The sequence below is a fragment of the Hymenobacter duratus genome (assembly GCF_014698995.1).
GTDB lineage: Bacteria > Bacteroidota > Bacteroidia > Cytophagales > Hymenobacteraceae > Hymenobacter > Hymenobacter duratus.
Window position 1 is genome coordinate 256,701 of record NZ_JACWZZ010000003.1, and the last position, 13,199, is coordinate 269,899.

At 56.6% G+C, this 13,199-nt stretch carries 10 protein-coding genes; 3 read left to right on the top strand and 7 right to left on the bottom strand.

Annotated elements, in window-relative coordinates; translation table 11 throughout:
- Positions 1 to 218 precede the first annotated feature (218 nt).
- Together IC231_RS14625 and IC231_RS14630 are read left to right on the top strand one after the other, a co-directional pair.
- A complete protein-coding gene (locus IC231_RS14625; protein ID WP_190785243.1) occupies positions 219 to 710 on the top strand; it encodes a hypothetical protein in 492 nt (163 codons plus the stop codon).
- Positions 711 to 827: 117 nt separating this feature from the next.
- Positions 828 to 1,229 (top strand): DUF3592 domain-containing protein, encoded by a 402-nt coding sequence (locus tag IC231_RS14630; protein ID WP_190785244.1) that lies wholly within the window; start codon positions 828 to 830, stop codon positions 1,227 to 1,229.
- Between the two features lie 68 nt (positions 1,230 to 1,297).
- On the opposite strand, the gene IC231_RS14635 is transcribed toward IC231_RS14630, so the two are convergent.
- The 5 genes from IC231_RS14635 to IC231_RS14655 all read right to left on the bottom strand — a co-directional run bounded on the left by IC231_RS14635 (position 1,298) and on the right by IC231_RS14655 (position 5,755).
- A complete protein-coding gene (locus tag IC231_RS14635; protein ID WP_190785245.1) occupies positions 1,298 to 1,639 on the bottom strand; it encodes a DUF5615 family PIN-like protein in 342 nt (113 codons plus the stop codon).
- A 6-nt stretch (positions 1,640 to 1,645) separates the two neighbouring features.
- The gene (locus IC231_RS14640; protein WP_190785246.1) at positions 1,646 to 1,879 is read right to left on the bottom strand and encodes a DUF433 domain-containing protein; all 234 of its coding nucleotides are present in this window, start codon (positions 1,877 to 1,879) and stop codon (positions 1,646 to 1,648) included.
- Positions 1,880 to 2,158: 279 nt separating this feature from the next.
- Positions 2,159 to 3,658, bottom strand: a complete 1,500-nt coding sequence (locus IC231_RS14645; RefSeq protein ID WP_190785247.1) for an NACHT domain-containing protein — start codon at positions 3,656 to 3,658, stop codon at positions 2,159 to 2,161.
- A 4-nt stretch (positions 3,659 to 3,662) separates the two neighbouring features.
- Entirely contained in the window at positions 3,663 to 4,511 is an 849-nt protein-coding gene (locus IC231_RS14650) for a pentapeptide repeat-containing protein (protein WP_190785248.1), read from the bottom strand.
- Positions 4,512 to 4,813: 302 nt separating this feature from the next.
- Positions 4,814 to 5,755 carry a hypothetical protein gene (locus IC231_RS14655; protein WP_190785249.1) on the bottom strand — a complete coding sequence of 314 codons (942 nt, stop codon included), beginning with the start codon at positions 5,753 to 5,755 and terminating at the stop codon, positions 4,814 to 4,816.
- Between the two features lie 596 nt (positions 5,756 to 6,351).
- On the opposite strand from IC231_RS14655, the gene IC231_RS14660 reads away from it, so the two are divergent.
- Positions 6,352 to 10,626: a fibronectin type III domain-containing protein gene (locus tag IC231_RS14660; protein WP_190785250.1), complete on the top strand. Its 4,275-nt coding sequence runs from the start codon at positions 6,352 to 6,354 to the stop codon at positions 10,624 to 10,626.
- A gap of 413 nt (positions 10,627 to 11,039) precedes the next feature.
- On the opposite strand, the gene IC231_RS14665 is transcribed toward IC231_RS14660, so the two are convergent.
- Both IC231_RS14665 and IC231_RS14670 read right to left on the bottom strand, forming a co-directional pair.
- Positions 11,040 to 12,233, bottom strand: a complete 1,194-nt coding sequence (locus IC231_RS14665) for a sensor histidine kinase (protein ID WP_190785251.1) — start codon at positions 12,231 to 12,233, stop codon at positions 11,040 to 11,042.
- The gene (locus IC231_RS14670) at positions 12,230 to 13,042 is read right to left on the bottom strand and encodes an alpha/beta fold hydrolase (protein ID WP_317173285.1); all 813 of its coding nucleotides are present in this window, start codon (positions 13,040 to 13,042) and stop codon (positions 12,230 to 12,232) included. The genes IC231_RS14665 and IC231_RS14670 overlap by 4 nt, the downstream gene beginning before the upstream one ends.
- Between the last annotated feature and the right edge of the window lie 157 nt (positions 13,043 to 13,199).

Here is a 13,199-nt window from a genome sequence, read left to right on the forward strand (position 1 = left end):
CCAGAGCTGGAAGTAAGCCCCCTCCTCGGTTATGGAGGGAGTAGAGGTGGTTACCCTTCTAGTATCAACCAACATCGGAACTAGCACCTACCGGAGACTGCCTTTTTGCATGTAAAAACTCACTTCCTGGCCAAGCTCAATAACGGCCGCTAACTACTTCACTGGCCTTATTACCTTTGAACTGTACGTTGCCAACTCCATACTTCTCTTTTCCTAACATGCGTTTCTTGCTCTGCAGCACTCTTACCCTATCCTTATTCAGTGGCCTTTCCCTTACCAGCCTGGCACAAACGACACCTCCCGCCGCTGCACCGGCCACCACAACAGAGGCTACCCCCCTGCTCAAGCCGGGCCTCACCAAAAACCAACCCTACAAAAAATACCTCTACCAGCGCTACGCCGGCGACGAGCAAGCCACGCGCGTCATTCGGCTGTTTGCCCGCCGCCAAACCGGTGGCAAGCTGTGGCTGGGCACCGGAGCGGTGGTCATCGGCTTTGTGGCCTCGCAAACCGGCACCAAGACCAGCTCCAACGGAGGTACCACTACCACCACCGTTACCCCACTCGGCTACGGCCTCATGCTGGGTTTATTCGGCGGGGTTAGCATTTCCAAGCTGGCCCGTTACAGCAATGAGAAGCTATATCAGGAGCTAAGCGGCTACGACCGGGACCACGCCTTTTCACCTAACGTGCAGGCCAAAATCGACTAATCCCCACCCCACCCACCTCCGCCACGCCGGCCCCGCCCAGCGCCTGCAGATACGGCAGATACCGGTTGGGGCCGGCGGCCCAGGCGGCATCCGGGAAGCGCTAAAACGGAAGTAAGAATGTTCGGACTAACTCAAGCTGACACGGAGTTTCTGGCACAAACGGCCTTAGGAACAACCTTTCTGTTTGTTGCGCTATTCAAGCATCAGCAAAGAGCCCAGCTCTATCGAACTGGCATTACCACCGAGGGCGTAGTTATCCGGTTAGAACGGGACGGTTCTACCTACCATCCGGTAGTTCGTTTCCTAACGCCAGAGCAAAAATGGATAACTGCCCGCTATGATATGGGCACCAATCCAGCAAGCTTCGCGGAGGGAGAAGCAGTTCAGGTGCGGTTCGACCCTGCCGACCCCACTTGCTTTATCATTACTTCCGACAGTTCTGGTCTCTCCCTTTGGCTATTTGCCCTGGTCGGCGTAGGACTCATTACCTATGGAGCCGTGCAGTATCTAAATGCATAACTCACTATCCTCCGCAACCGCGCCGGGGTCTTTCTTATAGCATAAACTACCTACAGCAGCTAACGAACCTATCCCAGCCGCAGCAGCAGCATTCCAAATTCCGTCTGCGCCCCCAGAAACTCCCGCAATTGCGGCAGCCGTTCTAGTAGATACCCGGCTAGCTTTGCTACCGGCACCTGGGCATTCTGCACCGCTACCACCCGGGGCGGAAACCCTTCGGCCAGCACCAGCCGCAGAAAGTCCTCATCCTTGGTCAGCACATCGTAGCCATGTTGCCGAGCATAACGCCAGATAGTCGTATCCGGGCTGCTATCCAGGCTAATATCCCGAACGTGCAGTACCGCCTCGCAATGCGGGCGCAGATACGCCACCAGCCGCCACGAAATATTCTCATCTACCAGCAGCCGCATAGCTTCTCAGGCTACCGACAGCAACACCACACTTTCCTTATAAGCCGCATACAGCAGGCAAGCGCGCACCTGCTCCGCCCCGATAGCCGGAAAATCCTCCACTATATCCGCCGCACTCATGCCGTTGGCCAGCATCTCCAGCACCTCCGCCACCGTAGTGCGCGTGCCTTTCACCACCGGCTTCCCAAACCGCACCTCCGGGTTCAACACAATGTAGGCCGTAATTGCAGCAGTGTCCATGGCAGCGGGTTCAACAAAGGAGACAACAAAGGGTATAACTCAAAAGTAACAAAAAGGCCCCGGCAAGCACCGGGGCCTTTCTCATTCCCAAAAATCGTCAGCCCCCTCTCTATGGGAGAGGGGCCGGGGGATGAGACACCTACCCCCACCCCCGAGCACTTCATCATCCTCCACGGCCTCGACCGGCTGCTGGTAATAGGAGCTGCTGAAGCTGTTGTTAACGCTTACTCTTATTGCATCGTCAGTTTTAAGTGAAACTAGTAATGAGACAATCATTTTCTACAACCCAAAAAGTTCATCAAAATCATTCGTGAAATTATTTTCATACTCAGACTTCAAACTATTTATCAAACTACTGGCCATAAACTTATTAAAATACTCATTATCGTAATTATCACCGATAAAATGAGATACAGCAAAGGTCTTTATAGCCAAAAAATTAGAGTAATTTTCGTTACGCTGGCCACTAACAATTAGCTCCAGCATAGGAACATAATAGTATTTAACAAAGGAAAAACGATCTAACTCATAAAAAAATTCAAGTATACTAACACTTATATCAACACCATTATTATCGACAAGCTTTTCATAAAACTTAGGCTTCATCTCGCCAGTTCTTGATACAAATAGAGCTGCCAAATACTCCATCAGCAATACATGTTGAAAGGAGTAATATAAACCATCCTCATTTAAAATATTTACAGCAACAATCAAATCATACAGCAATTTCTCATTATCAAAATCAAAACCTCTAATTTTTTTTATTATTTGAAACTCATGATATAACTCATCTTTTGAATATTGATACTTAGAGAAACTAAAGGCGCGGAAAGCTAAGACAGTTGATACACTTTCAATTTCATCTTTACTTAAGCCAGACAATCTTTCTCGTATGTACCCTAATTTTGATACAGAATCGTGTTTGGACAGTAACGAATCCAGAATCGCTCTAAAATAAACCGATTTTTTATCCGGTATTTCATTGTTATTATTTATAAAAAGAGCAAATAAAGATATTAATAAAGGCGTATTAATAGTCTCAACAAGCCTTCTATTATTTGTCAAGGCATTGGATATCTTCAAACCATCTAAGCCAGAGTCAACCATCATATTTAAATAATAGTAAACATCGTTTTCATTCAATTCTTTAATATTAAATACATAAAATCCATCTAAACTCTGAACATTAGTACCTGGCCTAGAAGTTATAACAAATTTTTCTTGGTTATACTTATTAATAAAATCCTGGATTTGCCCAATGAACAATTCATCATTATCATATCTGATTTCATCAAAACCATCCATAACAAATGTAAATTTCCTATGACCAAACATTAGCTTAACTTCTTTATAATATTGCTCACTAACCAACTTCGAAACGTAATTCTCAAAAGTATTTTCAAGCGCATTATATGACCTCAAATTTACGCTAACCGGAATACTGTCATTCTCCTTAATACATTCAAGCACCAAATGACGTAATAATGTAGTCTTACCACTACCTGCGTTTCCTATAATAATAATTTGATTAAACTTTTTTAATACAGATAGTAGGCTATCAGACATTATGCCCAATGACTTATTTTGAATTGTTAGAGGAACATAGCTCCTATAAAATTCAACTGGCTCGTTTCTAAATAGAGAGTTTTTTATGGATTTATTTCTAACATATTGTTCTTGGACGTATTTTTCCAATTGAGACTGCAACTCCCTTTTGTCAACAAAACTGTTAACTATAGAGCGGACATTCAGCAAATCTGACAGTATATAATCGAGCATTGGTTTATTTGTACTTAAAGCCTGATGGCGGATTAACAGGGCCTACGAACTGCGCTGATTCAAAATTGACCATCGTTTCCCAATTTATCACTGAAGCAATATCACACCTTTCAAATTTGGAATTTTCAACATTAGTGCTTTGTAAATCGACCCTTGTAAATACACAATTCATGACCACAACTCTTTCAAGGTCGGCAAACTGCAATGAAGCATCTTCAAACCTAGAATCTACTATTGAAGCTCCTACAAGCTTGGCAAGTTCGAAATCAGAATTAACAAAATCACATTCAATTATATTAACATTATTCAAACGAGCTTTATTAAAATTGCATTTCTTTAATTCAACCTTAATAAAGCTACTGCCTTCTAAGTTAGAACCCTGCATTTTAGACCCATTCAGTTTAGCTCCATCAAAGTTGACATTCTTAAGTGTAGTATGACTTAAATCACAACTCTCCATATTAGCTTGAGATAGTACTGCCCCAGTCAAATCTAGACCAGAAAGGTTAGCATTAGATAAATCTGCCAAAATCAAGCTTCCATCCGTTAGCCAGCCGTTAACTTTTAATTCCTTAAGGGCCCTCGCGGAAAAACCCCTGTCCGAACTTCCTAAGTCTCTTATCAACTTTAGTTTATTTTCGTTTCTTTGCTTTTTATCATACATATAATCTATAATCAGCACAGTTATAGCAATACTAATAAGCTCAACACTAACGTTGGCATAGTAATTATTAATTAAAACATTATAGGGCCAGTCCTTTGGGTATTTATGGAATATAACAAATCCTATCCCCAATAATAATAAAATTACACCTGCAACTCTTACCTTATCAAATCTTCCTGAGTGCTTCATAAATTAGAACTATGGTACTTATATGATCTTAAATTCTTCCATCACAAATCTAAACATTTTACATGATTCATTCACCTCCCTTGATTACACCATAATATGTTGTTAATCAGAGTATAAACAAGATAGCCCTCTTTTAAAAACGATAGAAGAGTATAGACAGGTGTTTCGCCTTCAGCTTACTATAAGTGTATCAACAGATTCGAAATCAAACCTTTGAGGTATGCTAGACTCCCCCCACCCCACCACCAAAAAGGCCCCGACGCAACCGCGCCGGGGCCTTTTGCATTACCGCTAAAACCGAGCTACCGCACTACCCAGCGCCCTTCCCCATCCAGCTGCTCCTGCACCACCAGCAGGTAGGGCGCATCCTCCGGCCCCAGCTTGCTATAGTCCGGCAGATGCACCTCCGCCCGGTTCTTCACCGCCAGCCCCTGCTCCTTGCCCGGCAAATCCGTTGCGGCGGCGGCCGTGTAGTAGCGCAGCGTCAGGCCCTTGCCGCTGCGGTTGCCCAGCATCGGGGCCACCACGCCCGCCTCGCGCCGGTCATACACCAGCACCGGCCGGCCCGGCACTGTGGCCCCCCGGTACTCCGTGCCCCGGCGCGCCGCCGTGCGCACAATGCGCCGCGCCACCTCATACTGCGCCACCAGCTCCGGCCGGGCCAGCTGCTGCGCCTTCACAAACGGGTCGAGCTGCGTTTCCAGCACCGTAGTAGCCTGCTCCAGCAGCAGCGGCAGTGTTTCAGTAGCCACCTTCGTGCCCGTCTCAATCTGGCGCGCCGCCCCCTGCGTGGCCAGCAGCTCCGCCAGGTCGGTTTGCAGCGTCTGGCGCACCTGCGGGTCGTAGCCCGCGTCCGTCAGCTCCGTTTTCTCAATCGTATCCACCGCGTCATCCACCTTCTTCAGATACCGCAGCAGCTCGGCGTCCTTGGCCTTCAGCATCCGGCTCAGCGGCGTTTTCAGCTCCCCGCGTAGCGCCGCGTCCGTCGTCAGGGCCACCACCAGCAGCCGCAGAATCTCGGCCTTCTGGGCCGCCTCCGCCTTCACCACCTCCCGGTCGCGCGTCACGCCCGTCGTCGTGTGCTCCTGTGCCTCACTGGCCACCCCAATGCGGTCTACCAGCCCGGCCAGCGTCTCCCGGCCCGCCGCAATTCTCTTAATCGCCACCAGCGGCGCGCCCGCTTCCTCAAAGAAGCGCAGCACCGCCGCATACATCGTCACCTGGTTCTGTTGTTTGGTATTCATAAAGTAAGTGAATGGGGTAAGTGAGCTATATCCGCCCAGTCACGGACGGCCCCAAAAGCTACTATTTTCCCCCGGAGCTACCACCTGCCAGTTGCCCCCATCTCCACATTTATTTCCACCCATCTCCCGCAGCCTGCCACCCATCTCCCGCAGCCTGCCACTTGCTTCCCGCAGCCTGTCACTTGCTTCCCGCACCCTGACAGACATCGCCCGCAGCGTGCCACCTGTCTCCCGCACCTTGACACTTGTCGCCCGCAGCCTACCATCTATCAGCCGCAGCCTGCCAGACATTCCCCGCAGGCTGCCACCCAACACTCTGCGAAAACACCCGGTCCGGCCGGCTCCTTCAGCACCAGTGCAGCCGCCGTTCCCAAACCCAGCCACACCCGAACAGATATCCTCCACAAGGGCGGGCGGCCTGAGCGGAGGCCGCTCCTCCCTACTCCGAAAGCCGCTTTCCTGCCTGGCCTGAGGCACTCCGAAATCTAGGTATATAGCAATTGTGATAGTATACATTTACTTTTTTACATTCACCCAGCAAATCAGCACGTTACCGCCTTTCCTTCCATCTCTTTCCTCCACCTTTTCCACCCTCTATGCGTCCACTCCTACTCGCTCCACAGCTGCTTCCAAAGCTGCTGCGGCTGTTCCGTCCTGCTGCCACCCGCGCCGGCACCCCGCGTTACTCGGTGCTGCTCTTGGCGGCTTTCTGCCTGGCAGCCTTCACGGCCCGGGCGCAGGCCCCCGCCAACGACGACCCCTGCAGCGCCCAGCCGCTCACGCTCAACGGCAGCCTGTGCACCGTGCCTACCGTCGGGACCAATACCGGGGCCACCACCACCACCATCAACGGCACCGTTTCCAATACCTGTGGCGCCTTCAACAACCCCACTCCCAAAGACGTCTGGTACAGCTTCACAACGGCCGCTACCGGCAGTGCCAGCGCGGGTGCCACCATCACCGTCACCGGCAATCCGGCCGGCCTCATCCGGCTGTTTTCGGCCGCTTCCTGCTCGGGCACCTTCACCCAGATCAGCTGTAGCGCCTCCAACGCCAGCAATACCGCCGCCCCCCGCCTCGTGACCGGGGCGCTGCAGCCCAACACCACCTACTATGTGCAGGTCGCCGGCTACACCTCCACCGATACGCAGGGCCAGTTCACGATCTGCATCACCGACCCGCCTACCTGCGGCGCCCCGGCCGTGCTGGGTGTCACGTTCCCCACGCCTACCTCGGCTGCCGTGGCCTTCACGGCCGGCCCCGGCAACACCACCTTCACCGTGATGCTCAACGGGGGCCAGACCATCAACAACGCTACCTCACCCGCCACCTTCACGGGCCTCACGCCCGGCACCACCTACTTTGCCACCGTCCGCACCGAGTGCGGCGGCAGCACGCTCACCTCGCCTTTCTTCAGTTTCACAGTGCCGCTGCTCAACGATGACCCCTGCGGTGCCATTGCGCTGCCCATCACCAGCACCTGCTCTCCCACCACCGGCACCACCTTCGGGGCCAGCACCACCACCCCCAACGGCTACGCCAACCCTGGCTGCGCGCTCGACGCCAGCCCGCTCGACGTGTGGTACAGCTTCACGACTCCCGCCACGGGGGGCGCCAGCACCAGCGCCACCATTACCGTAACGGGCAATGCCGCCGGCCAGATCCGGCTGTTCTCGGCCGCTTCCTGCAGCGGCCCACTCACTCAGCTTGGCTGCTCGCAAAGCGCCACCGGCCCGGCCCTGCCGCTCAGTTCCACCACGCTCACGCCCAGCACCACCTACTACGTGCTGGTGGCCGGCCAGAACGACAATAGCATCCGCGGCACCTTCACCATCTGCGTGACGGGAGCCGCCGCCTGCCCCGACCCTACCAACCTGGCCATCGTCAGCACCAGCACCACCACCGCTGACCTCACCTTCACGCCCAGCGGCAACGCCACCAGCTACAACGTAACCTATGTGCCTGCCAGCGGCGGCACCCCCATCACCCTCACCGTCACGGGTTCCCCGGCCACGCTCACGGGCCTCACCTCCGGCACTGCCTACACCGTCACACTACAAAGCGTATGTCCGGCCGGCGTAGGCTCCATTCTGACCCGCACCTTCACGGCTACTGCCGGCACACCGTCCAACGACGACTGCGCCGGGGCCACCCCCATTACTAGCGTAGGCATAGGCACCTGCGGCGCACCCGTAACAGGCACCATCACCGGCGCTACACTTTCGAGCGGGGTCCTTGCGTCCAGCTGCGCCGGCACCGTCGCCCGCGACGTCTGGTTCAGCGTGGTAGTGCCGGCCAGTGGTACGCTGCAGGTAGAAACCGGCCGGGTAGCCGGCAATACGCTCACGGACACCGGCCTGGAGCTGTATTCCGGCAGCTGCGGTACCCTCACCCTGCTGGGCTGCGACGATGACAGCTCGCCGGATGGCAACTTCTCGTTGCTGCGCCGCACAGGCCTCACGCCCGGCAGCACCGTGTATGCCCGCGTGTGGCGTTTTGGCACTGTCGCCACCGGCGACTTCACCATCTGCGCCCAGACGGATGTGCTGTGCCCCAGCGTGAGCAACCTGGCTATCAATAGCATCAGCAGCACGTCGGCCAGCCTGTCGTTTACGCCGAGCGCCAGCGCGACTAGCTACACCGTGACCTATACGGCGCAGGGTGGTACCGTCACGGTGGTTACGCCCAACCCCGGTGCCTCACCAGTTGCCCTGACCGGCCTCACCCCGAATACCGTCTACACGGCCACCATTCAGTCGAACTGCCCGGCGGGTTCCGGCCTGCCGCTGGCTCTCACCTTCACGACCCTGGCCCCGGCGCCGGCCAACGACAATTGCGCCACGCCTACGGCCCTCACCGTCGACGCTGCCTGCACACCGGTTACGTCATCCACGCTGGGAGCCACTGCTTCGGCCGCGCCGGTACCTGCTCCCACCTGCGGCAACGGCATTGTGAACGATGTCTGGTTCAGTGCAGTGGTACCCGCCAATGGCGTGGTCATTGTGAGCACCGGCGCCAGCAGTGGTAGCTCCGTAGCCGATACCGGCCTGCAACTCTACTCCGGCACTTGCGGCAGCCTCTCTTCGCTAGGCTGCAACGACAATTTTGGCGGCAACAACTACTCGCAGGTTCGGGCCGCCGGCCTCACTCCTGGCAGCACCGTATATGCCCGCGTGTGGCAGATTGGCGGCGGCACAGGCGGCGCGTTTACGGTATGCGCCACCACCGACCCACCCTGCCCCAGCGTGACGAATCTGGCCGTGTCCACGATTACACCTACCTCAGCCAGCGTGACATTTGCGGCACCCAGCGCCGGCACCAGCTACACCGTGACCTACACACCGCAGGGTGGCACGGCTACTACTGTCACGCCTGTTCCCACGGCCTCGCCCGTGGCCCTCACCGGCCTTACACCGGGCACGCTCTACACCGTGAGTATAACCAGCAACTGCGCCCCCGGCGAAACCTCCGCTCCTGCCGTCACCACGTTTACTACCAGCGGCTGCGCAGGACCTTCCACGCTGGCGGCCACCAACATCACAATGACCTCGGCACAGCTGGTTTTCGGCCTTGGCAACGGCAACAGCTACACCGTTAGCTACACCACCAACGGCGTTACGACCACGCTGACGCCCAACCCCACCGGAACGCCCATCACCCTCACGGGTCTTACACCGGGTGCCACGTATGTTGTGCGCGTGGTCACCAACTGTGGCACCTTTCAGTCGCCTGCCGCCATCACCACCTTCACCACGCAGCCGGCCCCGCCCTGCAACCCACCTACCAATCTGGCCGCCACATCTGTTACCAGCACGTCGGCTAACGTAACCTTCACGCCGGCAGCCGGCATCAGCAACAACTACACGGTGACCTATACGCCTCAGGGCGGCACGGCTACTACCATCAGCCCGGCTCCTACCAGCTCGCCGGTAGCCCTTACGGGGCTGTTGCCTGCTACCAACTACACCGTGACGGTGACCAACAACTGTAGCGGCGCAAACAATCCTACTTCGTCGGTAGAAACCCTCACGTTCACTACGCTGGCAGCGCCTTGCCCACCCGTTACGGCCGTGCTGGTTAGCAACATCACTACTTCGTCGGCTACCGTAAGCTTCACGCCCGGCGCCGGCAACACCAGCTATGTAGTGTCTTACCAGACGGGAAGCGGCCTGCCGGTAGTGGTAACGCCAACGCCTACCAGCTCACCCGTGCTGCTGACCGGCCTCGCATCCAATACCACGTATTCAGTGTGTGTAGCGTCCAATTGCAGCAGCGGGGCTTCCCAGCCGGGCGTATGTGTCACGTTTACCACGCCGGTAGCGTGCGTAGCTCCTACAAACACTGCTGTTTCGGGTATCACGGCCACTACGGCTACGGTCACGTTTACGCCAAGCCCCACGGCTACCAGCTACACCGTGACCTACACGCCCCAGGGAGGCACGGCCACGACTGTCACGCCTGCTCCTACGGCTTCTCCCGTAACGCTTACTGGCCTCAGCGCCAGCACCACTTACTCGCTGACTATTACCAGCAATTGTGCAGCGGGAGCTACGTCGCCGGCTACGGCTAGCGTGGTCTTCAGCACCGGGCCGCTGGCTTCCCGCCATGCTGCCCTGGCCGATATGGTAAGCTTGTACCCTAATCCGGCACAGCATATGTTCTGGCTGGAAGTGCCGGTTTCTCTTACTCGCAAACCGGTGGCTGTGACGCTTTACAGTGGAGTGGGCCAGCTACTTCTGCAGCGCACATTGCCAGCCGCCTCTACAGCTACCAAGGTTGCATTCGAAGTAGCCGAGCTACCGCGCGGGGTCTATTCCCTGCATCTTACTACCAGTGAAGGAGTGCTTATCAAGCGACTAGTAGTAGAATAGCAGCTTGCCTGCGGTAATCTGCCCTCACTCCGTACCGCAGGCAGCAACACAGAACAGCCCCCACAGCCGTAGTTGTGGGGGCTGTTCTGTGCTATAGGCCGAAGTCGTCTAGCGGTGTTTCACAGGCTTCTGGCCTCCGCTGCTCAGGTTCTGGGAGCCTCAGTCGACAGCATTTTCCGCTTCAGCTATTCTTCTGGCTTCGTCACTCACGTCTGGCCGATGGTTTCATTTACCACGAAGCCTAGTCCCAGCTGAGAGTACACCGCACACCACGTGTTGAAACCGCTAGAATGACTTCGCGAAAACTATGGCGCGGCTTGCATCTAGCCTCCATGCCAGCCTATCTGGCTACCCCACTCAGACTGTTATACCAGCCAGATTGCCGACTGCTGGCCCGGAAATTCGGCTACCTGCTACCGAGGCAAATAGATGCGGAACGTGGTGCCCTGGTCCACGGTGCTGTCTACCTCCACCTGCCCCCCCACCTGGTGCACCAGCCGGTTTACCAGGTACAGCCCCATGCCTGAGCCCTCCACGTCCGGATGAAAGCGCCGGAACAGCTGAAATAGCTCCTTGCTATGGCGCGTCAGATCGATGCCCCGGCCATTATCCTGCACCACCAGCACCACCCTGTCCCCGGCCGCCTCCGTACTCACCCGGATATGCGGCGCGCGGCCGGGCATAGCATATTTCAGCGCGTTGCTGAGCAGGTTGTAGAGCATGCTGTGCAGGCTGGAGCGCGCCATCCGCAGCGTCGGCACCGCCCCGAAATCGAGCACGAACGGCGTGGCATACGGCGCATACATCGGCTGCAGCCCCCGGATAATATCTTCCGTAAACGATTGCAGCGCCACCTCTTCCGCCGGCAGCTGCTCTAGAGCCCGCTGCTGCTGCACCACTTCCGTCAGCCCCTGAATAGTGCTCAGAATCTGCCGCAGCGCCCCTTCAAACATGGTCAGCATGGGCGCGGCCTGGGGGTCGTGGAAGGTGGCCGCGCTCTTCAGCTCCTCAAACAGGCCCGCCATGTTATCAATGGGCTGCTTCAGGTCGTGCGAGGCCGTGTACACGAAGCTGTCCAGGTCGGCATTGATGCGCGTAAGCTGCTCATTTTTGCTCACCAGCTGCTCATTGGCGCGGGCCAGCTGCTCGCGCTGCTCCTCGGCCAGCTGCTTGGTGCGCAGCAGCTCCTGCTCATACTTGCGGCGTTCCGTAATATCAAACAGCGTGGCCTGAATCACCAGCGGCTGGCCCTCGGCCGTGCGCACCAGCACCGCATTCAGCAGCACCGGCCGCATGCGGCCATCTTTGCAGCGCAGCGAGTAGCTCAGCTCCCGCACCTGGTCCTGCAGCAACAGCAGCGGCGCCCCGTGCGTTTCGTAGTGCAGCTGCCCGCCTATCGTAAACAGCTCCTGCAGGCACCGCCGGGCCACCAGCTCCTCGCGGCGGTAGCCCAGCCAGCCCAGCAGGGTTTGGTTGAGCCGCACCAGCGTCCCATCGGGCAAACAGGAGCAATACCCGCACGGTGCCCGGTCGTAGAGGTCGTCGGGGTTACTTTCCGTCAGGCGCAGATCAAGGTCAGGCAGCAGCTCGTTGTTGTCTTCGCTCATACCCCCGGCATACGTACTACTGTCATAAACTGTCGGATTGCCGCAATAGTAGCCTCGGGCGCGCTCAGATGCGGGCAGTGCCCCGACGTGTCCAGCACCACCAGCTGGCTGTTGGGCAGCTGCCGGTGCACGTAGCGCCCCACCGCCACCGGGGCCAGCGCATCCTGCGCGCACTGCAGAATCAGGGCCGGCGTGTGCAGCCGGGGCAGGTCGGCGCGGTTGTCGGCCAGAAACGTGACCCGCGCAAAATGCCGCGCAATGGCCGGGTCGGTGCTGCAGAAGCTCGCCTCCAGCTCCTGCGTCAGCGCCGGCCGGTCCGGGTGGCCCATTATCACCGGCGCCATTGCCCCCGACCAGCCCAGGTAGTTGTTGTCCATGGCCTCCAGCAGCTCCTCAATATCGGCCGGCTCGAAGCCGCCGGTATAGTCCGCATCGTTGATGAAGCGCGGCGAGGGCGCCACCAGCACCAGCCGCGCAATCCGCGCCGGTTCCCGCAGGGCTGCCAGCACCCCAATCATGGCACTCACGGAGTGGCCCACGAACACGGCATCGTGCAGATCCAGCGCCTGCAGCACCTCCAGCATATCCTCGACATGGGCCTGTAGCGTGCTGTAGCGCGCGGGGTCGTAGGCCGTCAGGTCGGAGTGGCCGGCCCCCACCAGATCCAGCAGCACCACCCGGTAATCGGCTTCAAAGGCCGGTGCTACCTGCCGCCACATGCGCTGGTCGCAGCCGAAGCCGTGCACGAACACCATCGCCTGGCTGCCGGCCCCGGAAACCGTTACATTATGTCGCTCTACTACATGCATAGCCATCTAATCTGGTAGCAGCCCGCAGGGGCCGGCCCTCTGCCGGGCCGGGTGCACTACTACTTTGCGAAGGTAGCAAGTCTGGCCGTGCCCGGTAGCACTATGTTGCCGCCGTATCTTCCAAACCGGCCGGGGCAGTTCCGGCCACCGGCCAGCA

Coding starts and splice junctions, on each gene's coding strand:
- IC231_RS14660 (WP_190785250.1), top strand. CDS start 6,352: ATGCGTCCACTCCTACTCGCTCCACAGCTGCTTCCAAAGCTGCTGCGG.
- IC231_RS14625 (WP_190785243.1), top strand. CDS start 219: ATGCGTTTCTTGCTCTGCAGCACTCTTACCCTATCCTTATTCAGTGGC.
- IC231_RS14640 (WP_190785246.1), bottom strand. CDS start 1,879: ATGGACACTGCTGCAATTACGGCCTACATTGTGTTGAACCCGGAGGTG.
- IC231_RS14655 (WP_190785249.1), bottom strand. CDS start 5,755: ATGAATACCAAACAACAGAACCAGGTGACGATGTATGCGGCGGTGCTG.
- IC231_RS14630 (WP_190785244.1), top strand. CDS start 828: ATGTTCGGACTAACTCAAGCTGACACGGAGTTTCTGGCACAAACGGCC.
- IC231_RS14635 (WP_190785245.1), bottom strand. CDS start 1,639: ATGCGGCTGCTGGTAGATGAGAATATTTCGTGGCGGCTGGTGGCGTAT.
- IC231_RS14650 (WP_190785248.1), bottom strand. CDS start 4,511: ATGAAGCACTCAGGAAGATTTGATAAGGTAAGAGTTGCAGGTGTAATT.
- IC231_RS14665 (WP_190785251.1), bottom strand. CDS start 12,233: ATGAGCGAAGACAACAACGAGCTGCTGCCTGACCTTGATCTGCGCCTG.
- IC231_RS14670 (WP_317173285.1), bottom strand. CDS start 13,042: ATGCATGTAGTAGAGCGACATAATGTAACGGTTTCCGGGGCCGGCAGC.
- IC231_RS14645 (WP_190785247.1), bottom strand. CDS start 3,658: ATGCTCGATTATATACTGTCAGATTTGCTGAATGTCCGCTCTATAGTT.